The 22,645-nt window shown below is 71.6% G+C and carries 25 protein-coding genes; 11 read left to right on the top strand and 14 right to left on the bottom strand.

Features of this window, described 5'->3' with window-relative positions; all coding sequences use genetic code 11:
* Window positions 1–12: 12 nt before the first annotated feature.
* Genes hemW through phnC form a run of 6 tightly spaced genes read right to left on the bottom strand, consistent with a single transcriptional unit; the run spans window position 13 to window position 5,712 of the window.
* The gene (gene hemW, locus JTJ31_RS12615) at window positions 13–1,167 is read right to left on the bottom strand and encodes a radical SAM family heme chaperone HemW (RefSeq protein ID WP_207539019.1); all 1,155 of its coding nucleotides are present in this window, start codon (window positions 1,165–1,167) and stop codon (window positions 13–15) included.
* Window positions 1,164–1,994 carry a phosphonate ABC transporter, permease protein PhnE gene (phnE, locus tag JTJ31_RS12610; RefSeq protein WP_207539018.1) on the bottom strand — a complete coding sequence of 277 codons (831 nt, stop codon included), beginning with the start codon at window positions 1,992–1,994 and terminating at the stop codon, window positions 1,164–1,166. The genes hemW and phnE (JTJ31_RS12610) overlap by 4 nt, the downstream gene beginning before the upstream one ends.
* Complete coding sequence (phnE, locus tag JTJ31_RS12605; RefSeq protein ID WP_207539017.1) at window positions 1,991–2,854, bottom strand: phosphonate ABC transporter, permease protein PhnE; 864 nt, start codon at window positions 2,852–2,854, stop codon at window positions 1,991–1,993. Before phnE (JTJ31_RS12605) ends, phnE (JTJ31_RS12610) begins: the two co-directional genes overlap by 4 nt.
* Window positions 2,854–3,855 (bottom strand): phosphate/phosphite/phosphonate ABC transporter substrate-binding protein, encoded by a 1,002-nt coding sequence (gene phnD / locus JTJ31_RS12600; RefSeq protein ID WP_236020140.1) that lies wholly within the window; start codon window positions 3,853–3,855, stop codon window positions 2,854–2,856. Before phnD (JTJ31_RS12600) ends, phnE (JTJ31_RS12605) begins: the two co-directional genes overlap by 1 nt.
* On the bottom strand, window positions 3,852–4,850 hold the full coding sequence (gene phnD, locus JTJ31_RS12595; RefSeq protein ID WP_207539016.1) for a phosphate/phosphite/phosphonate ABC transporter substrate-binding protein: 999 nt from the start codon (window positions 4,848–4,850) through the stop codon (window positions 3,852–3,854). The genes phnD (JTJ31_RS12600) and phnD (JTJ31_RS12595) overlap by 4 nt, the downstream gene beginning before the upstream one ends.
* A 25-nt stretch (window positions 4,851–4,875) precedes the next feature.
* On the bottom strand, window positions 4,876–5,712 hold the full coding sequence (gene phnC / locus JTJ31_RS12590) for a phosphonate ABC transporter ATP-binding protein (RefSeq protein WP_236020139.1): 837 nt from the start codon (window positions 5,710–5,712) through the stop codon (window positions 4,876–4,878).
* An 80-nt stretch (window positions 5,713–5,792) separates the two neighbouring features.
* Between phnC and JTJ31_RS12585 the strand changes: the two genes are divergently transcribed.
* Window positions 5,793–6,758, top strand: coding sequence for a Bug family tripartite tricarboxylate transporter substrate binding protein (locus tag JTJ31_RS12585; RefSeq protein WP_207539015.1), 966 nt, complete (start codon window positions 5,793–5,795; stop codon window positions 6,756–6,758).
* Window positions 6,759–6,763: 5 nt separating this feature from the next.
* Entirely contained in the window at window positions 6,764–6,955 is a 192-nt protein-coding gene (locus JTJ31_RS12580; protein WP_207539014.1) for a hypothetical protein, read from the top strand.
* On the opposite strand, the gene JTJ31_RS12575 is transcribed toward JTJ31_RS12580, so the two are convergent.
* The 7 genes from JTJ31_RS12575 to JTJ31_RS12545 all read right to left on the bottom strand — a co-directional run bounded on the left by JTJ31_RS12575 (window position 6,906) and on the right by JTJ31_RS12545 (window position 15,306).
* Window positions 6,906–7,412 carry a GNAT family N-acetyltransferase gene (locus JTJ31_RS12575; protein ID WP_207539013.1) on the bottom strand — a complete coding sequence of 169 codons (507 nt, stop codon included), beginning with the start codon at window positions 7,410–7,412 and terminating at the stop codon, window positions 6,906–6,908. The two genes, JTJ31_RS12580 and JTJ31_RS12575, sit on opposite strands and share 50 nt — an antisense overlap.
* The gene (locus JTJ31_RS12570; RefSeq protein ID WP_207539012.1) at window positions 7,412–7,969 is read right to left on the bottom strand and encodes a nucleotide exchange factor GrpE; all 558 of its coding nucleotides are present in this window, start codon (window positions 7,967–7,969) and stop codon (window positions 7,412–7,414) included. Before JTJ31_RS12570 ends, JTJ31_RS12575 begins: the two co-directional genes overlap by 1 nt.
* A 49-nt stretch (window positions 7,970–8,018) precedes the next feature.
* Window positions 8,019–8,696 (bottom strand): CPBP family glutamic-type intramembrane protease, encoded by a 678-nt coding sequence (locus tag JTJ31_RS12565; RefSeq protein ID WP_207539011.1) that lies wholly within the window; start codon window positions 8,694–8,696, stop codon window positions 8,019–8,021.
* 29 nt (window positions 8,697–8,725) lie between these two features.
* Window positions 8,726–9,799, bottom strand: coding sequence for a heat-inducible transcriptional repressor HrcA (gene hrcA, locus JTJ31_RS12560; RefSeq protein ID WP_207539010.1), 1,074 nt, complete (start codon window positions 9,797–9,799; stop codon window positions 8,726–8,728).
* Window positions 9,800–9,894: 95 nt separating this feature from the next.
* Entirely contained in the window at window positions 9,895–11,064 is a 1,170-nt protein-coding gene (locus tag JTJ31_RS12555; protein ID WP_207539009.1) for a TolC family protein, read from the bottom strand.
* Window positions 11,061–14,186, bottom strand: a complete 3,126-nt coding sequence (locus tag JTJ31_RS12550; RefSeq protein WP_207539008.1) for an efflux RND transporter permease subunit — start codon at window positions 14,184–14,186, stop codon at window positions 11,061–11,063. The genes JTJ31_RS12555 and JTJ31_RS12550 overlap by 4 nt, the downstream gene beginning before the upstream one ends.
* Window positions 14,187–14,190: 4 nt before the next feature.
* Entirely contained in the window at window positions 14,191–15,306 is a 1,116-nt protein-coding gene (locus JTJ31_RS12545) for an efflux RND transporter periplasmic adaptor subunit (protein ID WP_207539007.1), read from the bottom strand.
* Window positions 15,307–15,384: 78 nt separating this feature from the next.
* On the opposite strand from JTJ31_RS12545, the gene JTJ31_RS12540 reads away from it, so the two are divergent.
* The 4 genes from JTJ31_RS12540 to JTJ31_RS12525 all read left to right on the top strand — a co-directional run bounded on the left by JTJ31_RS12540 (window position 15,385) and on the right by JTJ31_RS12525 (window position 18,502).
* Entirely contained in the window at window positions 15,385–16,134 is a 750-nt protein-coding gene (locus JTJ31_RS12540) for an SDR family oxidoreductase (RefSeq protein ID WP_207539006.1), read from the top strand.
* Between the two features lie 41 nt (window positions 16,135–16,175).
* Complete coding sequence (coaBC, locus tag JTJ31_RS12535) at window positions 16,176–17,357, top strand: bifunctional phosphopantothenoylcysteine decarboxylase/phosphopantothenate--cysteine ligase CoaBC (protein ID WP_207539005.1); 1,182 nt, start codon at window positions 16,176–16,178, stop codon at window positions 17,355–17,357.
* Window positions 17,354–17,833: a dUTP diphosphatase gene (dut, locus tag JTJ31_RS12530; protein ID WP_207539004.1), complete on the top strand. Its 480-nt coding sequence runs from the start codon at window positions 17,354–17,356 to the stop codon at window positions 17,831–17,833. Before coaBC ends, dut begins: the two co-directional genes overlap by 4 nt.
* 66 nt (window positions 17,834–17,899) lie before the next feature.
* Window positions 17,900–18,502, top strand: a complete 603-nt coding sequence (locus tag JTJ31_RS12525; protein WP_207539003.1) for a hypothetical protein — start codon at window positions 17,900–17,902, stop codon at window positions 18,500–18,502.
* Here the strand turns inward: JTJ31_RS12525 and JTJ31_RS12520 are convergent.
* Window positions 18,426–19,193, bottom strand: coding sequence for a class I SAM-dependent methyltransferase (locus tag JTJ31_RS12520; protein ID WP_207539002.1), 768 nt, complete (start codon window positions 19,191–19,193; stop codon window positions 18,426–18,428). The genes JTJ31_RS12525 and JTJ31_RS12520 overlap by 77 nt on opposite strands.
* Before the next feature lie 35 nt (window positions 19,194–19,228).
* Between JTJ31_RS12520 and gloB the strand changes: the two genes are divergently transcribed.
* Genes gloB through JTJ31_RS12495 form a run of 5 tightly spaced genes read left to right on the top strand, consistent with a single transcriptional unit; the run spans window position 19,229 to window position 22,641 of the window.
* A complete protein-coding gene (gloB, locus tag JTJ31_RS12515; RefSeq protein WP_207539001.1) occupies window positions 19,229–19,954 on the top strand; it encodes a hydroxyacylglutathione hydrolase in 726 nt (241 codons plus the stop codon).
* 23 nt (window positions 19,955–19,977) lie between these two features.
* Window positions 19,978–20,571, top strand: coding sequence for a glutathione S-transferase N-terminal domain-containing protein (locus JTJ31_RS12510; protein ID WP_207539000.1), 594 nt, complete (start codon window positions 19,978–19,980; stop codon window positions 20,569–20,571).
* On the top strand, window positions 20,568–21,014 hold the full coding sequence (locus JTJ31_RS12505) for a cupin domain-containing protein (RefSeq protein ID WP_236020161.1): 447 nt from the start codon (window positions 20,568–20,570) through the stop codon (window positions 21,012–21,014). Before JTJ31_RS12510 ends, JTJ31_RS12505 begins: the two co-directional genes overlap by 4 nt.
* A complete protein-coding gene (locus JTJ31_RS12500) occupies window positions 21,011–21,616 on the top strand; it encodes a methyltransferase domain-containing protein (protein WP_207538998.1) in 606 nt (201 codons plus the stop codon). The genes JTJ31_RS12505 and JTJ31_RS12500 overlap by 4 nt, the downstream gene beginning before the upstream one ends.
* Window positions 21,617–21,672: 56 nt before the next feature.
* Window positions 21,673–22,641, top strand: coding sequence for a Bug family tripartite tricarboxylate transporter substrate binding protein (locus tag JTJ31_RS12495; protein WP_207538997.1), 969 nt, complete (start codon window positions 21,673–21,675; stop codon window positions 22,639–22,641).
* Window positions 22,642–22,645 lie beyond the last annotated feature (4 nt).

The following is a 22,645-nucleotide window of genomic DNA, read 5'->3' as shown; positions in this document are numbered from 1 at the left end:
GTGGACATGGGCTCACCGTAGCAGCAGCGGCAGCAGGGAGTCCAGCCTCGCACGACCTTCCGGCGTTGCGCGCAGCCGCCCGCCCTCCCATTCCAGCAGGGCTTCCTCCGCGAGAGCCGAGAGCATGGCGGGGTCCACCACCTCGGCGAAGGAAGTTCCGGCGCGGCGCTCGACCCGCGCGGGGTCCACTCCTTCGGCGAGGCGCAACCCCATCAGCATCGCCTCGCGCCCGCGTTCCTGCGGGGAAAGGGCGGTTTCCTCCACCGCCGCATGCCCGTCGCGCTCGACACGCGCGGCCCACTCCTCCGGCGCGCGGTGGCGGCGCGTGGCAAGCATGGCGCCATCCAGCAGCAGGCGCTGATGCGCCCCGGCGCCGATGCCGAGATAGTCGCCATAGCGCCAATAGGCGAGGTTGTGGCGGCTTTCCGCGCCGGGCTTCGCGTAGTTGCTGATCTCGTAGGCGTGTAGGTCGAAGCGCGCAGCTTCCTCCGCCGTCGCTTCGTACATGCGGGCGGCATCGTCATCCTCCGGCAGGCGGAAGGCGCCGCGCGCATGCTCGGTGTGGAAACGCGTCCCGGGCTCGATCGTCAGCTGGTAGAGTGAGAGGTGGTCGGCGGCGAGCGCCAGCGCCTTGCGCAACTCGGCGCGCCACGACGCCTCGTCCTGGCCGGGGCGGGCATAGATCAGGTCAAAGGACAGGCGCGGGAACAGGGCGCGCGCCACCTCCAGCGCCGCCACTGCCTCCTTCGCATCATGGCGGCGGCCGAGGAAGCGCAGCGCTTCCTCGTCCAGGCTCTGCACGCCGAGCGACAGGCGGTTCACCCCCGCCTCGCGGAAGCCGTGCAGCTTGCCGGCTTCCACGCTGGTCGGGTTGGCTTCCAGTGTCACCTCCATGTCGGGCGCGGCGTCGAAATGCGTGCGCGCCGCCTCCAGAAGCGCCGCCACGGTTTCCGGCTCCATCAGCGAGGGTGTGCCGCCGCCGAAGAACACGGAAGCGAGGGGACGCCGCCCCACCCGCGCCGCCTCGTGCGCCAACTCGCGCAGCAGGGCGGCGCGGAAGCGCGGGTGGTCCGGGCCGCCTTCGCGCACATGCGAGTTGAAGTCGCAATACGGGCACTTGGCGGCGCAAAAGGGCCAGTGGATGTAGAGGGCGAGGGGTTCGTTCACCCGGCGGATGTAGCGCCGATCAGCCTCCGGCGCAGCCGGGCAGAAAGCCAGTCCATCGCCGCGACCGTCACCACCATGAGAAGGATGACGAAGGCCACCTCGTCCCAATGTCGGACGCGGATGCGCTCGGCGATCTGCAGGCCGATGCCGCCCGCCCCCACCACGCCGAGGATGGTGGCGGAGCGCGTGTTGCTTTCCAGGAAGTAGAGGGCGTGGCCCAGCATCACCGGCAGCACCTGCGGCAGCAGGCCGAAGCGCACCACCAGCGTGGAGGAAGCGCCGGCGGCGGCGATGCCCTCGGTCTGCCGGCGCTCCGCGTTCTCGATCGCCTCGGCATAGAGCTTGGCCAGCACGGCGATGTCGGCGGTGGTGATGGCCAGCACCCCGGCCAGCGGCCCCAGCCCGACGGCGCGCACATAGGCCAGTGCCCAGATCAGCTGGTCCACGCCGCGGAACCCGTCCAGCACGCGGCGCAGCGAGAAGCGGAACAGCGCATTCGTCACCACGTTGCGCGCGCCCAGCAGGCCGAGCGGCACGGCGAGGATCGCGGCAAGCAGTGTGCCGAGAAAGGCCATGGCGAGGCTTTCGCCCATGCCCTTCAGGATCTCCAGCCACAGCTCGCCGGGCGAGGGCGGGATCATCAGCCGGATGATAACGAGGAAGCCGCTCAGCCCGTTCCACAGGCGCAGAGGCGTCGCCTCGAACCACCAGAGGGCGAAGCCAAGCCAGAGCGCGAAGCCTGCCCAGGCAAGGACGCGCAGCGGGCGCGGACGCGGGAAGGCGCCGGGGACGCGTTCGCGCCAGGCAGCGACGAGATCCGCGCTCATGCGCCGATCACCCGGCGGCGCAACCGCTCGCTCAGCAGGTCGCAGGCGATGACGGCGAGGATGATGAGCAGCACGATCGCGCTCACCTCCTCGTAATGGTTGAAGGAGATCACTTGGTAGAGTTCCTCGCCGATGCCGCCGGCGCCGACGAAGCCGATGACGCTGGCGGAGCGGATGTTCACCTCAAAGCGGAGGATGGCGTGGCTGAGCAGGTCCGGCGCGGCGGCGGGCAGGACGGCGTAGCGGCACGCCTCCGCCCAGGTTCCGCCGGCGGCGCGTACGCCTTCCCAGGGGCGCATCGGCACGTTCTCGATGGCGTCGGCGAAGAGGCGGCCCAGCGCTCCCGCCGTATGCAGCGCGATGGCGAGGATGCCGGGCAGCGCGCCGACGCCGAAGGCCCAGATCAGGATCAGCGCGAAGACGATCTCCGGTACGGTGCGCCCGGCTTCCAGGAAGCGCCGCGCGAGGAAGCGCGCCAGCGGCGCGCCGAGGTTGCGCGCGGAGGCGAAGGAGAGCGGCAGCGCCGCGGCGGCGCCGAGCAGCGTCGCGAGCGCCGCCATCTGCGCGGTTTCCAGCAGCAGCAGAGACCAGCGGTCCAGCCGGTAGAACCAGAAGGCGAGAGAGCCTTCCATCTCGGAAGCGCTGAGCAGCGAATCCCAGCGCAGCTCGGGCGCAATGCGCAGGAAGTATTCGCCGATGCGCGGCAGCCCGGCCAGCAGCGTGTCCGGATGGAACTCCGCCAGGCGCGCGGCGGCGAGGAAGCAGGCGAGCAACACGGCCCCGCCCAGCAAGGCGGAAGCCTGGCGACGGCGGCGCCTTTCATGGAATGCGGCCTCGGCGGCCCGCAGCGCGGCCGACATCAGGAACGGCGGCGCCGTGCCGAAGCTTCCTCGCGGCGCATCTCCACGAAGACCTCGTAATCCGCGTGCCGCACCTCGCGGAAGCCCAGCCCCTCGCCACGCGCGATCTGGCGGAAGATCTCCGGCCGCTCGCGCGGGAGGGCGAGGTAGAAGGCGGTGATGTCCTCGCGGAAGGAAGCGGACAGGTCGGCGCGGATGGTGAGCGGGCCGTTCTGGATCGGCCGGCTCTGCCACACCACGCGGAAGGTGCCGGGGCGCAGCAGGCCCTTGTCCACCATAGCGCGGAGGTTGCCGCGGGTGAATCCTTCCGCCGCCTCGCCCATGCCGGAGGCCCAGGTGACGGCGGCGTCGTACTGGCCCTGCATCATCGCCACCACCGCCTGTTCGTGCCCGCCGCCGAAGCTGGTGCGGCCGAAGAACTGCCCCGGCTCCACGCCGATGCCGGCGCGGCGCAGCTCGAAGCGCGGAAGGAGGTAGCCGGAGGTGGAGTTGGGATCGGCCCAGGCGAGGGAGCGGCCGCGCAGATCGTCCAGGTCGCGGGCCGGGCTGTCCGCGCGCACGACGGCCACCGAGACATAGGAGATGGATCCGTCCACCTGCTCGAAGGTGAGGAGCGGCATCACCGCGCCATTCGTGTCGAGCCACGCCCCGGCATAGGCGGAGGAGCCAAGCGAGGCGAACTCCACCTGGCGTGCGGCGAGGGCCTGCAGCACCCCCGCATAGTCGCTGGCGGGGTAGAGCCGCACCGGCACCTCGAAGCGCTCCTCCAGCAGGGCGCGCAGCCCGTCGAAGCGGGCGAGCCGATCGGCCTCGTTCTCGCCACCCGTCAGACCCACGCGGATCTGTGGCACCTGCGCGGCCCAGGGGCGCCGGCCGGGCTCGGGCAGCCGATGCTCGCCCTCGGCGGAGCGGCGCGGGCGCCATTCCGCGGCCCGCGCCACGGCAGGTGCGGCGAGGGCGTCGAGGAGGAGGGCGCGGCGGGCCGTCATCGGATGCGTCATGCCCGGCGCCGCCGCTCGACCATCTCCTCGCGGCGCATCTCCACGAGGAAGGCAAACTGCTCGTGCGTGACGGTGCGATAGCCGGTGCCCGAGCCACGTTCGATCTGCGCATAGATCTGCGGATGCGTCTTGGGGAGGGCGAGGTGGAAACTGGCGAGGTCGTCCTTGAAGCCCTGCGGCAGGTCGCGCCGCACGGTGAGTGGGCCGTTGATGATCGGATCGGACTGCCAGACGATGCGCAGGTCGCGCATGTTCAGCATGTTCTTTTCCACCATGGCGCGAAGGTTGCCGCGCGTGTGGCCCTCGCTGAGGTCGCCCTGGCCCGAGGTCCAGGTAACGGCGGCGTCGTACTGGCGCTGAAGCACCGCGACCACCGCCTGCTCATGTCCGCCGCCGAAGCCGGTGCGGGAGAAATACTGGCCGCTTTCCACGGGGATGCCGGCGCGACGCAGCGCGAAGCGAGGCACGAGGTAGCCGGAGGTGGAATTGGCGTCCGCCCAGGCGAGGGAGCGGCCGCGCATGCCCGCGAGGTCGGTGATGCCGCTATCGGCGCGCGTCACCATGACCGACACGTAGGAGATGGAGCCGTCGCGCTCCTCCGCCACGAGAAGCGGCTCGACGCCGCCCTGCGTGTCCAGCCAGGCGCCCGCATAGCCGGAGGGACCGAGCGAGGCGGATTCGATCTGCCGGGCGGAGAAGGCCTGGAGCACGCCGGCATAGTCGCTGGCTGGGAAGAGGCGCACCGGGACGCCGAAGGTCTGCTCCAGCAACTCGCGGTAGGCGCCGTAGCGGCCCAGCCGGTCGGCCTCGTTCTCGCCGCCCATCAATCCGATGCGGAGCTGCGGCACCTGCGCGGCCCAGGGGCGGCGGCCCGGTGCGGGCAGGGCGATGCCTTCGTCCAGGGAACGGCGCGCCGGGGCGGATTGCGCGCGCAGCGCGGCCGGGCTCAAGGTGGCGCCCAGCACGAGGGCGCCGAGGTAGCGTCGGTTGATCATGCTCTGTGCTTCCTTGCGGATCGTGTCAGGCGACCGCCCAGCGGGCGGCGAGAATGGCGTCCTCGGTCGGTTCGCTGCCGTGTGCGGGGCGCGTGGTCGGGGCGCCGTAGATGCGCTCGGCAGCGGCCTCGGTCAGCTGTTCCGGCGTGCCATCGAAGACGACGCGTCCAGCCTGCATGCCGATGATGCGGCCGCAGAACTCGCGCGCCGCGTCGAGGTGATGAAGGTTCACCACCACGGTGATGTCGTCGCGCCGGTTCACCGTGCGCAGCGCTTCCATCACCGTGCGGGCGTTGCGCGGGTCGAGGCTGGCGATGGGCTCGTCGGCCAGGATGGTGTGCGGCTGCTGTAGCAGGGCGCGGCAGATGGCGACGCGCTGCTGCTGCCCGCCCGAGAGCGTCTCCGCGCGCTGAAGCGCGGTGGGGAGAAGGTCGAATCGCTCCAGCGCCGACAGCGCCAGGGCGCGGTCCTCATCCGGGAAGCGGCCCAGCAGCGCAGTGATGCGGGCCGCGATGCCGCGTCTGCGGTTCAGCCGCCCGATCATCACGTTGGTGAGCACGTCGAGGCGCTGCACCAGGTTGAATTGCTGGAAGATCATGGCGCAGCCGGTGCGCCAGTCGCGCAGCGCCTGGCCGCGCAGCGCCGTCACCTGCTGCCCGCCCCACACGATGCGGCCGGCATCCGGCTCCGCCATGCGGTTGATCATCCGCAGCAGCGTGGATTTCCCGGCGCCGGAACGGCCGATAATGCCAACCATCTGCCCGGCGGGGATGGACAGGCTCACCGCGTCCAGCGCGGCGGTGTTGCCGAAGCGGCGGGACAGGGACTGGATTTCCAGCGTCGCGTTCATGCGGCGCGACATAGTCGCAACGTGTTACGTCCCGATGACGGTTGCGCGGCGGCGGCGTGGAATCCAATGTGCCGCGAACGGAGGAACACGCCATGACATCACGCCGCGCCCTGCTGGCCGCGCCCGTCATCCTTGCCGCCCTGCCCGCGCGCGCGCAGGACAGCTTCCCTAGCCGCCCGATCACGCTCGTTTCCGGCTATCCGCCCGGCGGCGTCACCGACGTGAGCAGCCGCGCCGTCGCCGCGCGGATGGAGCGCGAGCTGGGCCAGACGGTGGTGGTGGACAACCGCGCCGGCGCTGCGACCGCCGTGGCGAACACCCATGTCGCCCAGGCGCGGCCCGACGGCTACACGCTCCTGGCCGGGACCACGACACTCGCCATCAACCCCGCGCTGCAGCCCAGCCTGACCCCGCGCGAGCCGATGCGCGAGCTGGCGCCGATCGGGATGATGTACCGCACCTCCTTCGTGCTGCACGTCCATCCCTCGCTGCCCGTCAACAGCACGGCGGAGTTCATCGCCTATTGCCGCGCCAATCCGGGCAAGGTGAATTTCGGCAGCAGCGGCACGGGCGCGGTGAACCATTTGGCGCAGGCGCTGCTGGCGCACCGCACCGGCATCGACGTGCTGCACGTGCCGTTCCGCGGCGGCGCGCCGGCGCTGCTGGAGCTGCGCGCGGGGCGCATCCACGCGATGTTCCAGGCGATGCTTGAAGCACTGCCGACGGTGCGTGACGGCGCGACGCGCGGCCTCGCCGTCTCCTCCGCCCAGCGCTCATCGCTGTTGCCCGAGCTGCCGCCGGTGGCCGATGCAGTGCCGGGCTTCGACGCGGTGTTCTGGCAGGGGCTCTTCGCCCCGGCCGCGACGCCGGAGCCGGTGAAGCAGCGCCTCGCCGCTGCGCTGAAGGCCAGCACGGACGACCCCGAGCTGCGGGCGCGCATGGCGCAGCAGGGGGTGGACATCGTCACCGGGGATGCGGCAAGCCTCGGCGCCTATCTGGCCAGCGAGACGCGCCTGTGGGGCGACCTGATCCGCGCGGCCAATATCCGTCCGGAGTGACCGCGATGCGTGTTCTGCCCCTGCTGCTTCCCCTGCTTCTCGTCGCTTGCGGCGGGGTGGACACGCGGCCCGGCGCCTCCGGCTTCCCCGACACGCCCTATGGCCGCGTCGGGGACCGGATGGGGCAGATCACCACGGACGGCACGCTCATCCTGAACCGCGAGCTGCCGCCAGGATCGCGGATGACGGTGCGCTGAGGTAGCGCACGCGCTTGCCGTTGCGCGGATCGGTCGCCTCGCCGGCCGGCGCGAAGCCGAGCATCTCGTGGAAGGCAAGAGAGATGGGGTTCGGCGGGTCGAGATTGACCTCGCAGCACAGAAGCTCCTTGCCGCGCGCCGCCGCCAGGGAAGCGAGGTCCGCGTAAAGGGCGCGGGCCAGGCCGGTGCGCCGCGCCGAGGCCGCCACCACCACCCGGTCCACATAAGCGAAGCGCCCGCCGCGCGCGACGAACCAGGAATGATTCGGCCCCTGGGCGGGCGTTGCCTCGTCATAGGCGATGAGAAAGGCGCCGCCCTCCGCAGCAATGCGCGCCGCGAAGGCGATGCGGGCGGCGGCGCGGAGCCCTTCGAGCCCCAGAGCGTTCACCTGCAACGCCTCGGAATCGTTCAGCGCGGCGAGGGCAGGAAGATCCGCCTCGCCGATGTCCCGGATCATCAGGCCTTGGCCGCGACCACCACCATGGCCGGCTTCAATAGGCGGCCATTCAGCGTCCAGGCACTGCTCCAGGCCTGGAGCACCGTGCCGGGCTCCACGCCCTCGGGGGCTGGGGCCTCGCTCATCGCCTGGTGGAACTCGGGGTCGAACTTCTCGCCCTGGGCAGGCTTGCGCTGGATGCCATTGGCTTCCAGCCGCTGAAGCATGAAGCGCTCCACCCCCTCGAAGCCGCCGCGCAGCTTGGCGAGGAGTTCCGGCTCGTCCTCAGCGGCGGGGGGCAGGGATTCCAGGCCGCGGCGGAGGTTCTCCGCCGTCTCCACCACGTCGGCCGCGAATTTCTGCACGGCGAAGAGACGGGCCTTCTCCGCCTCCTCGCGGCCGCGGCGCGCGGCGTTCTGTGTCTCGGCGCGGGCATAGAGCAGTGCGGATTCGAGTTCCGCCACCTTGGCCTCCAGGGCGGCGATGCGTTCCTCTGGCGTGGGGTCGGGAAGGGCCTCGGGCGCGGCGGCGTCGTTGACGGCCTCCGGCGCGGGTTGCTGGTCTGGCGTGTCGCTCATGGGTGGGGAGGTAGTCGGCGCGGCTTGGGGGATCAACCCAGCATGGCTGTCATGCCATCAGCGCAGCGACGGCGAAGCCGAGATGCGCGCCGGCATGGGCCAGCATGGCGGCGATCAGGTCGCGCCGCGCGAAGATCCAGCCGAAGAGCAACCCGGCCACCGTGTTGAGCAGGAGGGTGCGGAGCACCACGCCTGCTTCCAGCGGCGCTCCGGACGCGGCCAGCGCCGGCAAGTGCAGGGCGGCGAAAAGCAGCGCGGAAAGCAGGATGGCGAGGAGAAGCGCCGCGTCCCACCGGGCCAGGATGCGCCGGAGCGGGAGCAGGAGCAGGCTCATCACGCCCCAGCGCAGGATCACCTCCTCCACCACCCCGCCGTAAAGGACACCCAGCCGAAGGCTCGCAAGGCTCCAGCCCTCGATCACCGAGGGCGGCAGGCCCGGCGCCGCCTGCCACCAGGAACGTGCAAGATGGCCGGCGAGGGCGAGGGCAAATCCGAGCAAAGCACCGCTTCCCGCCTGGAGGAGGCGCGAAGCGGGCGTGGCCTCGGGCGAGCGTAGATGGAGTCCGCAGCGGGGCGCGGCGAACTGGCCGGCGAAGGCGAAGGCCACCAGAAGCAGCAGGGGATTGAGCAGCACGGCCCAGCGCGGCACGCCGGGAAGGTCGGGGAGGGACAGAAGGCCGGGAAGCCCCAGCAGGATCAGAAAGGCAGGCGTGGCGATTCGGCGCATGAAGTGGGCCTAACCGGAGGCCGGCCTCCTCAGCCGAGGAGGCGGCCCAGCACCCGCGCCGTGTAGTCCACCACCGGGATCACCCGGCCATAGTTGATACGCGACGGGCCGATCACGCCGATGGCGCCGACGATCTTCTCCTGCGCGTTGCGGAAGGGCGCGACGACCACGGACAGGCCGGCGCTGCTGAACAGCCCGCTCTCCGCGCCGATGAAGATCTGCACCCCCTCGCCGCGCTGCGCGAGTTCCAGCAGGCGCAGCGTCGTCTCCTGCGCCTCCAGCCGCTCGAAGAGCGCGGAGATCTCCTGCACGCGGGCGAGGTTCTCCACGTTCTCCAGAAGACGCGCCTGGCCGCGCAGAATGAGCGAGCCGGCCGAGCCGCCCGCCCAGGTGGCCAGCCCCGCCTCGATCACCTGATGCGTCAGTGCGTCCAGCGCGGTGCGGTTGGCGGCGATCTCCTCCGACACCGCCTCGCGCGTTTCCTCCAGGGTGCGCCCGGTAAGGCGGGCGTTGAGGTAGTTGCCGGCCTGGATCAGCGCCGCGGGCGGCAGGCCGGGCGGCACCTCGATCACGCGGTTCTCGACGCGCCCATCCTCGGCCACCAGCACCACCAGGGCGCGGCCGGGGCCGAGGGGCACGAACTCGATGTGGCGCACCGCCGCCTCGCCCTTGGGCGCGACCACGAGCCCGGCCGCCCCGGCGAGGCCGGAGAGCATCTGCCCCGCCTCGGCCAGGGTCTCCTGGAGCGACCGTCCATGGGCGGCGCAGCGCGCGGCGATGGTCTCGCGCTCCTCCGCCGACAGGTCGCCGAATTCCAGCAGCCCGTCCACGAAGAGGCGCAGGCCCCGCTCGGTCGGCAGGCGCCCGGCGGAGGTGTGGGGGGCGTAGAGCAGCCCCGCCTCCTCCAGATCGGCCATGACGTTGCGGATGGAAGCGGGGGAAAGGTTGAGCGGCAGGCGGCGCGACAGGGTGCGGGAGCCGACGGGCTCGCCGGTCTGGACATACACCTCCACCAGCTCGCGCAGCACGGCGGTGGCGCGAGGGTCCAGGGCCTGGGACATCGAAAGGGCGGGCAGGAGGCCCGTCACGCGGGGCTTGTTCATGTTTTGCCCAGGGAGTCTTGGGTCGCGCCGGGTTCAGGTCAAGAGAAACCCGCCCGCGCCCCCGCCCGCCTTACCGCATGGCTTCCTTGCGCGCCCTAGGGCACGACCCCCCGCGCCTGGTTCAGCCGTGACCGGGCGCGATTCACCTCCACGGCCGCGCGTCCCTCGTCGTTCGACGCCTCCAGCCGGAGCTGGCGCACGCGGAACAGGTCGAACGTGCCCGTCTCGCCGCCCCGGAAGGCGTTGAGGGCGATCGCCTCCTGCTCCCGCGCCACCTGGAGGCGCTGCCGGGCGATGCGGAGATTGGCCTCGGAAGCGCGCAGCGCCACCTCGGCACGGCTGATGGTGGCGGCGACCTGCCGGCGCGACTGCGCGAGTTCCGCCGCAGCCCGCGTCACCTCGCCCTGGGCCTGGGCGCGGCGGGGGGCATTGCGGCCCTCCGTCGCCAGGGGGAGGCGGAAGCGCAGGCCGAGGGAGGTGCCCTCGTTGGTGCCGGTGCCGCCCTCCTGGCGAGCGAAAAACCCAACCTCCGGGTTGTCGCGCGGCGTGGTGGCGACGTAGCGCGCCTGGGCCGATGCGGTCTCCAGCACCGCCTCGGCCGCGGCCAGCAGCGGGTGCGGCCCACGGGCCGGCAGCACGCGCTCCACAGGGAGGTCCGGCTGCAGCCCGCCCGTCGCGACGGCGTAGAGGGCGCGGGCCTGCTCCTGCTCCGCCTCGGCCTGGGAAAGGGCGAGTTCGGCGGCCAGGGTCTCGTTGCGCGCCAGCAGTGCCTCGCCGGGCGGGATGTCGCCCAGCCGCGCGCGCCGGGACACGTCGCCCGCGATGGCGCGGGCGGTGGTCAGCCGCTCGCGCGCCAGCTGCACGGCGCGCGCGGCCTCCGCCGCGTTCCACCACGCGTCGCGCAGCGCCCCGGCCACCTCCAGCCGCCGCAGCGCGAGGCGGCGCTCTTGCTCCGCCACGCTGGTGGCGACGGAGCCGGCAAGGGCCCGGCGCTGGCCAGGTAGCCAGACCGGCAGGGAGAGTTCCGCATCCAGCTCCCGCACCTCGCGCGGGCCGCGCGTGTCGGAGCGGAAGGAGCCGGACACGGCAGGGGGCAGCGGCGTCAGCGACCGCACCGTGGCGGTGCGCGCGGCCGCTACCTCGCGCTGGGCGGCGATGGCGCGGGCGCCGGCGTCGAGCGCCATGGCGGCGTCCACATGGGCGGAAAGCTGCGCCTGGGCGATGCCGGGCAGGAGCAGCAGGAGAAGCAGCAGGAGGCGCATCATTCGGCGGGCTCCCCTTGAGCGGATTCCGAATCGCGCGCCGCCCCGGGCAGGGCGAAGCGCTCGTAGAGGATGGGCAGCAGCACCAGCGTCAGCACCGTCGCGGTGACGAGGCCGCCGATGACGACCACCGCCAGCGGGCGCTGGATCTCCGAGCCCGGCCCGGTGGCGAAGAGGAAGGGCACCAATGCCAGGGCGGCGATGGAGGCGGTGAGCGTCACCGGCGTCATGCGCCGCTTAGCCCCCTCCCGCACCGCCTGCGGCAGGTCGAGCCCGTCCTCCGCGATCAGCCGGTTCACGTAGGAGATGAGCACCACGCCATTCAGCACCGCGATGCCCATCAGGCAGAGGAAGCCGACCGAGGCGGGCACCGACAGGAACTCGCCGGACAGCCACAGCGCGACAACGCCGCCGATCAGCGCGAAGGGCACGTTGCAGAAGACCAGCGTCGCCTGCCTGAGGCTGTTGAAGGTGAGGTAGAGCAGCAGGAAGATCCCGGCCATCGCCAGGGGCACCACCACCATCAGCCTTGCCTGGGCACGGCTCTGGTTCTCGAACTGCCCGCCCCAGGCGACGTCGTAGCCAGGCGGGATGCTGACGCGCTCGCCCACGATACGCTGCGCCTCGGCCACGAAGCCGCCGACGTCGCGCCCACGCACATTGGCCAGCACGGTCGCCATGCGCTGCGCCTGCTCACGCACCACCTGCACCGCGCCCTCCTCCTCACGGATCTCCGCGACCTGGGAGAGCAGCACCGTGCCGCCGCCGGGCAGGGCGATGGGCACGCGCGTGAGGTCGCCGGCGGAGCGGCGCAGCCCCGCCTCGCCGCGCAGCAGCACGGGGATGCGGCGCTCGCCTTCCAGCACCTCGCCGACGCGCACGCCGTCCACCCAGACACGCAGCGCTTCCTGCACCTCGCCCGCGTTGAGGCCGACGCGCCCGGCGGCGAGCCGGTCCACGCGCACGGTGAGGTACTTCATCCCCTCGTTGCGCAGGGCGAAGACATCGGCGGAGCCGGCGACGCCGCGCAGCGCTGCCTCGATCTCGCGCGCGATGCGGTTCAGCTCCGGAATCTCGGGGCCGAAGATCTTCACCACCACGTCGCCGCGCGCGCCGATGATCATCTCCTGCACGCGCATGTCGATGGGCTGCGCGAAGGAGTAGGTGACGCCCGGGATGGCATCCATCACCTCGCGCACGCGGTCCATCACCCAGGGCGTGCCGCCGCGCTGCGCTTCCTCGCGCCAGGATTCCACCGGCGCCATCTGCAGGAACATGTCGGTGTCGTTCAGACCGACCGGGTCGATGCCCAGCTCATCCGCCCCGGCGCGGGCCATGATGCCCGCAACCTCCGGCACCTGGGCGCGGATCTCGCGCGCGATGCGCAGATCCACGTCGGCGGTCTCGTCCACGCCGATGGTGGGGTGCTTGCGGACGGTGATGACAGGCGTGCCCTCGTCCATCGCGGGGATGAAGATGGAGCCGATCTGCCCGAAGGCGAGAAAGGCGGCAACAAGCCCGGCCAGCGCCGCGCCGCCGATGACGAGGGGCCGCCGCATCGCCCATTCCAGGAACGGGTCGTAGACGGCGTGAAGGCGGCGGACCAGCCAGGGTTCCCGCGCATGGCCGCCCTTCAGCAGCAGGGCGCACATCACCGGCACCACGGTCAGCGACAAGGTCAGCGCGACGATCAGCGCGAAGGCGATGGTGAGCGCGACAGGCGAGAAGAGCCGCCCTTCCAGCCCCTGCAGCGACAGCAGCGGCACGAAGACGCCGACGATGATGACGACGCCCGAGACGAGTGGCACCGCCACCTCCCGCGTCGCCTCGCCCACCAGCCGCACGCGCTGCGCCATGGTCAGCCCGGCTGGCGACGCGTGGAAACGGTGCGCCGCGTTCTCCACCACCACCACGGCGCAATCCACGAGCAGGCCGATGGCGATGGCCATGCCGCCCAGCGACATGATGTTGGCCGAAAGCCCCTGCCACTTCATCACGCCGAAGGTCGCCAGCACCGCGAGCGGCAGGGAGAGCGAGACGACCAGCGCCGCGCGCCAGTTGCCGAGGAAGAGCAGCAGAAGCACGACGACGAGCGCGATCGCCTCCAGCAGCACCTTCTGCACGGTCCAGACCGCCTTCCCGATCAAATCCGCGCGGTCATAGAACAGGACGAAGCGCACCCCCTCGGGGAGCTGGCGCTCGATGGCGGGGATACGGGCCTTCACCCCCTCCACCACCTCGCGCGCATTCACGCCGCGCAGGCCGAGCACGAGGCCCCACACCGCCTCCGACTCGCCATCGCGGGTGACGACGCCGTTGCGCGGCAAACCACCGAAGCGCACATCCGCCACGTCACCGATGCGCACCACCCCGGCGGCGTGGGAGGAGAGGACGATGGAGCGCACCTCCTCCAAGGAGCGAATGCGGCCCTCGGCGCGAACCAGCAGCGCCTCCTCGCCGTCGCGGATGCGGCCGGCGCCGTCGTTGCGGTTGTTTTGCTCGATCGCTTCCTCGAGCATCCGCGTGGTGATGCCGCGCGCCGCCATGGCGACGGGGTCGGGCACCACCTCATAGGTGCGGACATAGCCGCCCAGCGCATTCACGTCAGCCACGCCCGGCACGGCGCGCAGCTGCGGCCGCACCACCCAGTCCAACAAGGTGCGGGCGTCGCGCGGGCTGAGGTCGGGTCCTTCCAGGGTGAACATCAGCATCTCGCCGAGCGGCGTGATGATGGGCGCCAGCCCGCCACCCACCCCATCGGGAAGCTGGTCGTCGATCTCGTTCAGTCGCTCGCCCACCTGGGCGCGGGCCCAAAAGATGTCCGTGCCCGGCGCGAACTCGAAGGTCATCAGCGAGACGGAGAAGCGCGTGGTGGAGCGCATGGAGACGAGGTTGGGAATGCCGCGCATCGCCAGCTCCACCGGCTGGGTGACGCGGCGCTCCAGTTCCTCCGGCGTCAGGCCGGGGGCGCGCATGGAGACCAGCACCTGCGTCGGCGACACGTCGGGAAAGGCGTCGATGGGCAGGGCACGGTAGGACAGGAAGCCCCAGGCCGCGAGGGCCAGGGCGGCGACGATCACCAGCAGGCGCTGACGCAGCGCCGTATCGACGAGACGGGCGAGCATGGATTCAGCTCTGATCCGCTTCGGCGAGTTCCGCGAGCAGGGCGAGCATGCCGCGCGTCGCCACCTGGTCGCCGGGCTGGAGCGGACCGCGCAGCGAGGTGACCTGCGCCGTCTCGCCCACCACCTGCACCGGGCGGGCGACGAAGCCCGAATCCGTCCGGACGAAGACCCAGGATCGCTCGCGGTGACGCACCACCGCGCCGGCCGGGACGCGCCATTGCGAGTCGCCATTGCGCCGCGTTTCCAGCGCGACCGTGACCGCCTGGCCAGGACGCAGCGCCTCCGCCCCCCGGTTCACCAGCGCCGTCGCCTGCACACTCTGCGTCGCCGCGTCGGCGGTGCGGCCCAGGCGCAGCACGAAGCCCTCCGCCCCATAGGCCGGCACCGCCACCGGCGCATCCACCGCAAGGGCGGAGATGCGCGCGATCGGCACCTGGATGTTGATCCAGAGCGGCTCCAGCTGCGCCACGCTGAGCAGCGGCGCCGCCTGGGCCACGCGTTCACCAGCCGTGGCGGCGCGGCCGATCACCACACCATCCATCGGGCTTGTGACGGTCAGCGCCTGTCGGATGCGCCGGTCGGCACGCAGTTCCGCCACCTCCGTCTCCGCCATGCCGAGCAGGCTGAGCATCTGGGTACGCTCATCCAACGCGGCGGCCGCGGCGCGCGCCTCGGCGCGGGTGATGATGAGGCGGCGCTCGGCGATCACCCGCTCGCGGAACAACTGCTCGTCGCGGCGCTGCTTCTCCGCTGCCAGTTCGGCGCGGTTCGCGGCTTCCAGGTACAGGCGTTGCGCCTCCACCAATTCGGTGGAGCGCAGCCGGGCGACGGCCTGGCCGGCGCGCACGCGCTCATCGGGCGCGACGAGCAGCGTCTCAATCAGCCCCGCCGCCGGGGCGGCGATGACGCGCAGCTGGCTCGGCGGCACCACCACTTGGCCCGGCAGCGACACCTCGGCGGAGCCGGTCTCCCGCTCCACCCGCCCCAACTCGATCCCGGCGGAGCGGATCTGCCGGTCATCGAGGCGCAGCGCCACCTCGAAGGCGGCCTGCTGGGCCTGGACCGGGCTGGCAAGGGCGAGCAGCAGAAGCACGGCGCGACGCGCCCAGGCGAGTGGCACGGGAGGGAAGCTTTCCAACGGCATGGCGCGGCGCAATAAGTGGGCGCAGCTTGACCCACGCTGAACGGAGATCGTTGCATGATCGTCCTCGTCACCGGCGCCACTGCCGGCTTCGGCCTCCACATCGCCCGCCGCTTCGCCGCGCGTGGCGACCGCGTCATCGCCGCGGGACGGCGGCAGGACAGGCTGGAGGTGCTGCGTAACGAACTGGGTGCGGAACGACTGCTGCCGCTGGTGCTGGACGTGCGCGACCGCGCGGCGGTGGGTACCACCATCGCAGGGCTGCCGGTGGAATGGGCGGCGATCGACATCTGCGTGAACAATGCGGGCCTCGCCCTCGGCCTCGCCCCCGCGCAGGAGGCGGACCTCGACGATTGGGACGCGATGGTAGACACCAACATCAAGGGGCTGATGTACGTCACCCGCGCCGTGCTTCCCGGCATGGTGGCGCGCAATCGTGGGCATGTCGTGAATATCGGCTCCACCGCGGGCGACTACGCCTATCCGGGCGGCAATGCCTATGGCGGCACCAAGGCCTTCGTGCGCCAGTTCTCGCTCAATTTGCGCGCCGATCTTTGGGGAACCAAGGTGCGCGTCACCGATATCGAGCCGGGCCTCGTCGGCGGCACGGAATTCTCCAACGTGCGCTTCCATGGCGACGACGCCCGCGCCGCCGCGATCTACGAGGGTGCGGAGCCGCTGACGCCCGAGGACATCGCCGAGGCGGTGGAATGGGTGGCGACGCGTCCGGCGCGGGTGAACGTGAACCTGCTGCAGGTGATGCCGGTGGGCCAGTCCTTCGGCCCGCTGCGCGTCCACAAGGGGTGAGGGAAGTTCCGTCGCGCCGGAACGGAGGCTAGGGTTCCCCCATGCTCCAAGGTCGCCGCATCCTCCTCATCGTGTCGGGCAGCGTCGCCGCCTTCAAGGCGCTGATGCTGGCACGCCTCCTGCGTGAGGAGGGGGCGACGGTGCGCGCGGTGCTGACCGCCGCCGGGGCGCGCTTCGTCACGCGCGAATCCCTCGCGGCGCTGACGGCGGAGCCGGTCTTCGACGACCTCTGGGCCGCGGAGGCGGAGATCGGCCATATCCGCCTCGCGCGATGGGCCGATCTGGTGCTGGTCGCGCCGGCCAGCGCCTCGCGCCTCGCCGCCATGGCGGGGGGTCTGGCGACCGACCTCGCGGGCTGCATCCTCCTGGCGACGCGCGCGCCCGTGCTGGTGGCGCCGGCCATGAACCCCGCCATGTGGGAGCACCCGGCGACGGAGGCTAATGTAGCAACGCTGCGGGCGCGGGGCGTGGGCTTCATCGGCCCGGACTCGGGAGCTATGGCCGAGCCCGAATCCGGGCCCGGGCGGCTGGTGGAGCCAGAGGCGATGTGCGACGCCGTGCGTGCCGCGCTGTCGGACGGTCCATTGCGTGGCCAGCACATCCTCGTCACGTCCGGGCCGACGCATGAGCCCATCGACCCGGTGCGCTACATCGCCAACCGCTCCTCGGGCCGCCAGGGCCATGCCATCGCCGCCGCCCTGGCACGGCTGGGCGCCCGCGTGACGCTGGTGAGCGGCCCGGTCGCGATGCCCGACCCGGCAGGGGTGCAGGTGGTGCGGGTGGAAACGGCGCGGGAGATGCTGGCGGCTTGCGAGGCGGCGCTGCCCGCCGATGGCGCGATCTGCGCCGCAGCCGTCGCCGATTGGCGCGTGGCGCGCGAGGCTGGGCAGAAGCTGAAGAAGGAACCGGGCGCGGGTGCGCCCGTGCTGGAGATGGCCCTGAACCCCGACATCCTCGCCACGCTCTCCGTCCACGCGCGGCGGCCGCGCCTCATGGTCGGCTTCGCTGCGGAGACGGAACAGGTGGTGGAGCACGCCCAGGCCAAGCTGGCGCGCAAGGGCTGCGACTGGATCATGGCGAATGACGTGTCGGGCGACGTGATGGGCGGCATGGAGAACGCCGTCCACCTCGTCTCCGCCGAGGGCGTGGAGGATTGGCCGAGGATGCCGAAGGAGGAGGTGGCCGCCCGCCTCGCGCTGCGCGTCGCGGAGGCGCTGGCATGAGTGCGGTCACCGTGCGCGTCGCGCGCCTGCCTTCCGCCGAGGGGTTGCCCTTGCCGGCCTATGCCACGTCGGGTGCCGCCGGGATGGATCTGCTCGCCGCTGCGCCCTGCGTGGTGCCGCCGGGCGGTCGCGCGCTGGTGCCCACGGGGCTCCGCATCGCCCTGCCACCCGGCTTCGAGATGCAGGTGCGGCCCCGTTCGGGCCTCGCGCTGCGGCACGGCGTCACGGTGCTGAACACGCCTGGCACGGTGGACGAGGATTACCGCGGTGAGGTGGGGGTGATCCTGTTCAATTCCGGGACCGAACCCTTCGCGGTGTCACGCGGCGACCGCGTGGCCCAGGCCGTCTTCGTCCCCGTAGTGCGGGCGATGTGGGAGGAAGTGGCCAGCCTGGACGAGACGGCGCGAGGGGGAGGCGGGTTCGGCTCGACAGGCCATGCGACTAAAAATCTCGTAAAGATGGTCGACAAAGAGTGACAATGTCGCAAGTTTGAGCAAACCTTCCCATGCGGGCAAAGATCCCGCCATGAGGAAGGAAACAACATGCTTCGTGTCCTGGCCCTTCTAGGCCTGTTCCTGACCACTGCCTGCGCCACGGTGACGCAGGGCACCACTGCCACCATCGCCGTCACCACCGAGCCCGCTGGGGCGACCTGTACGGTCAGTCGCGACGGATCGCCCATCGCTGTGGTGAACCCGACGCCGGGCACGGTGACGATCAGCCGCTCCTCCCGCGACCTCGCGGTGCGTTGCGAGCGCCAGGGTTTCCAGCCCGCTGTCGCCACTGCGCCGGCTGGGTTCCAGCCCATGACGATGGGCAACCTCCTCATCGGCGGACTGATTGGCGTCGCGGTGGACGCCGCCTCCGGCGCGATCAGCACCTATCCAGCTAACGTCGCCCTCACCCTGCCACCCGGCCAGTTCGGGACGACCGAGGCTCGGGAGGCATGGTTCGCCACCCGCCGGCGTGAGATCGATCAGGCGACCGAAGCCCGCATCGCCACCGCCCGCGCGGCGTGCCCGGAGCGCAGCCGCGGCGCGCCCACCGCCTGCGACATGGAAGTATCCTTCATCGAAGGGGAACGCGCAGAGCAGCTACGCCTGCTGGCGGAGCAGGAGCGCGCTTCCCCGCTGCCACGGACCTGACCGCCGCCCGCACGGGCATCACCACCCGCCGGCGCAGGCTCACCGCGCCGGCAGGCATGGCGGCGAAAAGGTCCTTCTCCGCTTCCAGCACCAGCACGCCCGCGAAGCGGGAAAGGCAGCGCCGTCCCAGCGCCTCCGACAACCCGGCGCCGCGCAGCGCCCAGGGCCAGGGAAAGGGCGGGTGGAACAGGGCGCCATCGCGCCGCTCCACCCGGAACATCTGCGATTCCAGCAGCCGCGACACCTGCCCGGGGGAATAGGGCCGGCCCTGGCCGAAGGGCGTGTGCTCGAACAGCGCCCAGGGGCCGAGGCGGTTCGGGGCGACCACCAGCAGGCGCCCGTCGTCGCGCAGCACGCGCCAGCATTCGCGCAGCAGGAGGCGGGGCGCCGGGCAGGCTTCCAGCGCATGGGCCAGCACGATGCCGTCCAGGCAGCGATCGGGCAGGGGCAGGGCAGATTCGGACACCACGGCGCCCAGGCGGTCGGCCAGGGTGGACGGGGTCAGCAGGATCCGTCGCCCAGGGCCAGGCGGCATTGCATGGAGGAAGGGCGCGGCGAAGCCCAGCCCTGCAACCTCGCGCCGCCCCGCATCGGGCCACAGGGCCGCCAAGCGCTGGCCGACCAGCCGCGCGGCCAGCCTTCCCAGCGGCGACAGGTGAAACTCGTGCAGCCCATGGACCTCGGCGTTCATGCGCGGGATATAGGGCGGGACAGGAGGCGCGCGCCATGCTGCATGTGGAACCCATCCCGCTGCTGGAAGACAACTACGCCTGGTTCCTGCGCGACGAGGCAACGGGCGCAACCGCCGTGGTGGATGCCGCCGTCGCCGGGCCCGTGCTGGAGCGGGTGAATTCACGCGGCGGGCGGCTGGACTGGCTGCTCATCACCCACCATCACGGCGACCATATCGCCGGCATTCCCGAGGTGCGGGAGGCGACGGGCGCCAAGGTGGCGGGCAACGCGGCGGATGCGTCGCGCCTGCCCAAGCTGGACCTCGCGCTGAAGCCCGGCGACAGCTTCCGCCTGGGCGAGAGCGAGGCGGTGGTGCTGGACAGCCCGGGCCACACGCGCGGCCACATCGCCTTTCATTTCGCCTCCGGCAAGGCGCTCTTTCCCGGCGACACGCTCTTCGCGATCGGCTGCGGAAGGCTGCTGGAAGGGTCGGCGGAGGAGATGTTCCACTCGCTGCAGCGCTTCGCGCCCCTGCCGGACGACACGCGCGTCTTCTGCGGCCACGAATACACGCTCTCCAACATCCGCTACGCGCTGTCCGTGGACCCGGACAATGCGGCACTGCGCGACTATGCCGCGAAGGCGCAGGCGCAGCGCGACCGGAACGAGCCGACCATCCCGACGACGCTCGGCCTGGAAAAGGCCGCGAACCCGTTCCTGCGCGCGCGCGACGTGGCCGAGCTGGCCCGGCTGCGGACGGGCAAGGATAATTTCCGCTGACCAACGACAAGGAAACGTCCCGCATGAAGCTCTACAACAGCGCCGCCTCGCCCTTCGTCCGCAAGGTGAATGCCGTCGCCATCCATCACGGCATCGAACTGGAGCGGGTGGCGACAAACCCGCATGAGAGCCCTGAGGAGCTGCTGCGCGACAACCCCCTCAGCAAGGTGCCCTGCCTCGTCACCGATGACGGCATCGCCCTGCCGGACAGCCCGCTGATCTGCGAGTACCTGGACAGCATCGGCACCAATGCGAAGCTGATCCCCGATCACGGCGCGCCGCGCTGGAACGCCCTGCGCATCGCCGCCATCGCCGACGGGATGATGGATGCGGCGGTGTTCCGGCGCGGGCAGCAGGCCTTCGCGCAGGAGGATGAAGGGCGGCAGCGCCTCGTCGGTCGCGCCAAGGCGGCGGTCGAGCGCGGCTTGGTGGCGCTGGAGGCGGAAGATCCGGACGCGCCGCTGACCATCGGCTCCGTCGGCGCGATCTGCGCACTGGGCTATCTCGATTTTCGCTTCGGCAACGAGGATTGGCGCAAGGCCCATCCCAAGCTGGCGGCGTGGTACGAGAAGACCGTGAAGCTGAAGCCCTTCGCGGAGACGATGCCCAAGGGCTGAGCGTGAACCTCGCCGATCCCAAGCTGGACCACCGTGCGGTGATCGAGGCGCTCGGCCTCGCGCCGCATCCGGAGGGCGGGCATTTCCGCGAGGTATGGCGCGACGCGCCGGCGGATGGCGCGCGCGGTGCGGTGACGGCGATCCACTACCTGCTCGGCCCCGGCGAGGATTCGCACTGGCACCGGGTGGACGCGGCGGAGCTCTGGCTGTGGCAGGGCGGCGGCGCGCTGTCGCTGCGCGTGTCGCCCGACGGGCGCGAAGAGGAGGAGATCCTTCTCGGCCCCGACCTGTCGCGTGGCCAGTGCCTGATGGCGCTGGTGCCGAAGGGCGCGTGGCAGGCGGCGCGGCCGCTCGGTGGCTGGGTGCTGGTTGCGTGCACCGTCTCGCCCGCCTTCGAGTTCGCCGGGTTCGAGATGGCGCCGCCGGGCTGGGCACCGGGATGAGCACCTCCCTCGCCTGGGATGAGCGCTACGGCACCGGCGAGTTCCTGTTCGGCGACCGTCCCAATGACTATCTGCGCGCGCAATCCTGGCGCTTCCCGGCACGGGGAAGGGCCCTGGCGCTGGGCGATGGCGAGGGGCGCAACGGCGTGTTCCTGGCCGGGTGCGGCCTCGACACGATCTCGGTGGACTGGTCGCCCGTCGCCGTCGCGCGCGCGGCGGCGCTGGCGCGGGCACGCGGCGTCTCCATGCAGGCCGAGGTAGCCGATCTCGCGCGCTGGGACTGGCCGGCATCGTGCTTCGACGTCGTGGCCTGGATCTTCCTGCACCTGCCGCCGGAGGATCGCGCCGCCGTGGCGGCGGGCGTGGTGCGGGCGCTGCGGCCGGGCGGTCTGCTCGTGCTGGAGGGCTTCTCGCCCGCGCAATCGGGGCGCCGCTCCGGCGGCCCGCGCGAGGCGGCGCTGCTCTGGACGCGCGCGGCGGCGGACGCGGCTTTCGGCGCGCTGACGCTGCTGGAATGCACCGAAGGCACGGTGCGGCTGGATGAAGGCCCGAAGCATCAGGGCGAGGCGGAGGTGCTGCGCGGCGTCTGGCGCAAGGCTTGATGGACGGGCGCGTTGCGCTGAAGCTTCGGCCAAAGACGATACTTCGGAGGAAGCCCATGTCCCTGCCCCGCCGCGCCTTGCTGGCCGCGCCGCTTCTCGCCACGCCTGCCCTCGCGCAGGTCGCGGGATTCCCCAACCGGCCAATTCGACTCGTGGTCGGCTTCCCGCCCGGCGGCGGCTCCGACCTCGTGTCGCGCCCCATCGCGCAGCGCATGGGCGAGATCCTGGGCCAGCCCGTGGCGGTGGAGAATCGGGGCGGCGCCAATGGCAATCTCGGCCTGGATGCGGTCGCGAAATCGGCGCCGGATGGCTACACCTTCGGCCACGTCAACAACTCGGTGATCGCGGTCAACCCGCTGCTCTATCGCAGCCTGCCCTTCGACCCGGTGCGTGACCTCGCGCCGCTCGCCACCGCGACGGTGGGCGGGCTGTTCGTGATGGTCCCGGCCGATCTTCCGGTGCGCAACCTCCAGGAATTCATCGCCCTGGCGAAGCAGCGCCCGGGGCAGCTGAATTTCGGCTCGGGCGGGCCAGGTTCGATCACCCACCTCGCCTTCGAACTCTTCACGCGGCAGGCCGGGGTGAACGTGGTGCATGTGCCCTACCGCGGCTCCGCCCCCGCGCTGCAGGACATGCTGGGCGGGCGGGTGCAGCTGATGATCGACGGCATCAACCTCGCCAAGGCGCAGGTGGATAGCGGGCGGGTGCGCGCGCTCGCCATCCTGACGCCGCAGCGCCACCCAATGATGCCCGACGTGCCGACGGCGCGGGAGCAGGGAATGCCCGATCTGGTGGTGCCGGGCTGGCAGGGCTTCGTGATCCGCGCCGGCACGCCCGAGTCGATCAAGCAGGTGCTGCAGGAGGCGATCCGCGCCTCGCTCGAGGATCCGGGCGTGCAGGAGACCTTCCGCAACCAAGCCATCATCATCGGCTACAACGACCGCGAGACGATGGGCCGCATGATCGCCGAGGAAACCGCGCGCTGGCGCCCGGTGATCGAGCAGGTGGGAATCCGGCTCGACTGACCCG

Source organism: Sabulicella rubraurantiaca, assembly GCF_017355885.1.
GTDB classification, from domain to species: domain Bacteria; phylum Pseudomonadota; class Alphaproteobacteria; order Acetobacterales; family Acetobacteraceae; genus Roseococcus; species Roseococcus rubraurantiacus.
This window is presented reverse-complemented; position numbering and strand designations above follow the sequence as displayed.

Excerpts from the sequence above, each read along its gene's own strand:
- phnE (WP_207539018.1), bottom strand. The coding sequence starts at position 1,994 with ATGAGCGCGGATCTCGTCGCTGCCTGGCGCGAACGCGTCCCCGGCGCC.
- phnE (WP_207539017.1), bottom strand. The coding sequence starts at position 2,854 with ATGTCGGCCGCGCTGCGGGCCGCCGAGGCCGCATTCCATGAAAGGCGC.
- phnD (WP_236020140.1), bottom strand. The coding sequence starts at position 3,855 with ATGACGCATCCGATGACGGCCCGCCGCGCCCTCCTCCTCGACGCCCTC.
- phnD (WP_207539016.1), bottom strand. The coding sequence starts at position 4,850 with ATGATCAACCGACGCTACCTCGGCGCCCTCGTGCTGGGCGCCACCTTG.
- phnC (WP_236020139.1), bottom strand. The coding sequence starts at position 5,712 with ATGTCGCGCCGCATGAACGCGACGCTGGAAATCCAGTCCCTGTCCCGC.
- JTJ31_RS12585 (WP_207539015.1), top strand. The coding sequence starts at position 5,793 with ATGACATCACGCCGCGCCCTGCTGGCCGCGCCCGTCATCCTTGCCGCC.
- JTJ31_RS12580 (WP_207539014.1), top strand. The coding sequence starts at position 6,764 with ATGCGTGTTCTGCCCCTGCTGCTTCCCCTGCTTCTCGTCGCTTGCGGC.
- JTJ31_RS12575 (WP_207539013.1), bottom strand. The coding sequence starts at position 7,412 with ATGATCCGGGACATCGGCGAGGCGGATCTTCCTGCCCTCGCCGCGCTG.
- JTJ31_RS12570 (WP_207539012.1), bottom strand. The coding sequence starts at position 7,969 with ATGAGCGACACGCCAGACCAGCAACCCGCGCCGGAGGCCGTCAACGAC.
- JTJ31_RS12565 (WP_207539011.1), bottom strand. The coding sequence starts at position 8,696 with ATGCGCCGAATCGCCACGCCTGCCTTTCTGATCCTGCTGGGGCTTCCC.
- hrcA (WP_207539010.1), bottom strand. The coding sequence starts at position 9,799 with ATGAACAAGCCCCGCGTGACGGGCCTCCTGCCCGCCCTTTCGATGTCC.
- JTJ31_RS12555 (WP_207539009.1), bottom strand. The coding sequence starts at position 11,064 with ATGATGCGCCTCCTGCTGCTTCTCCTGCTGCTCCTGCCCGGCATCGCC.
- JTJ31_RS12550 (WP_207539008.1), bottom strand. The coding sequence starts at position 14,186 with ATGCTCGCCCGTCTCGTCGATACGGCGCTGCGTCAGCGCCTGCTGGTG.
- JTJ31_RS12540 (WP_207539006.1), top strand. The coding sequence starts at position 15,385 with ATGATCGTCCTCGTCACCGGCGCCACTGCCGGCTTCGGCCTCCACATC.
- coaBC (WP_207539005.1), top strand. The coding sequence starts at position 16,176 with ATGCTCCAAGGTCGCCGCATCCTCCTCATCGTGTCGGGCAGCGTCGCC.
- dut (WP_207539004.1), top strand. The coding sequence starts at position 17,354 with ATGAGTGCGGTCACCGTGCGCGTCGCGCGCCTGCCTTCCGCCGAGGGG.
- JTJ31_RS12525 (WP_207539003.1), top strand. The coding sequence starts at position 17,900 with ATGCTTCGTGTCCTGGCCCTTCTAGGCCTGTTCCTGACCACTGCCTGC.
- JTJ31_RS12520 (WP_207539002.1), bottom strand. The coding sequence starts at position 19,193 with ATGAACGCCGAGGTCCATGGGCTGCACGAGTTTCACCTGTCGCCGCTG.
- gloB (WP_207539001.1), top strand. The coding sequence starts at position 19,229 with ATGCTGCATGTGGAACCCATCCCGCTGCTGGAAGACAACTACGCCTGG.
- JTJ31_RS12510 (WP_207539000.1), top strand. The coding sequence starts at position 19,978 with ATGAAGCTCTACAACAGCGCCGCCTCGCCCTTCGTCCGCAAGGTGAAT.
- JTJ31_RS12500 (WP_207538998.1), top strand. The coding sequence starts at position 21,011 with ATGAGCACCTCCCTCGCCTGGGATGAGCGCTACGGCACCGGCGAGTTC.
- JTJ31_RS12495 (WP_207538997.1), top strand. The coding sequence starts at position 21,673 with ATGTCCCTGCCCCGCCGCGCCTTGCTGGCCGCGCCGCTTCTCGCCACG.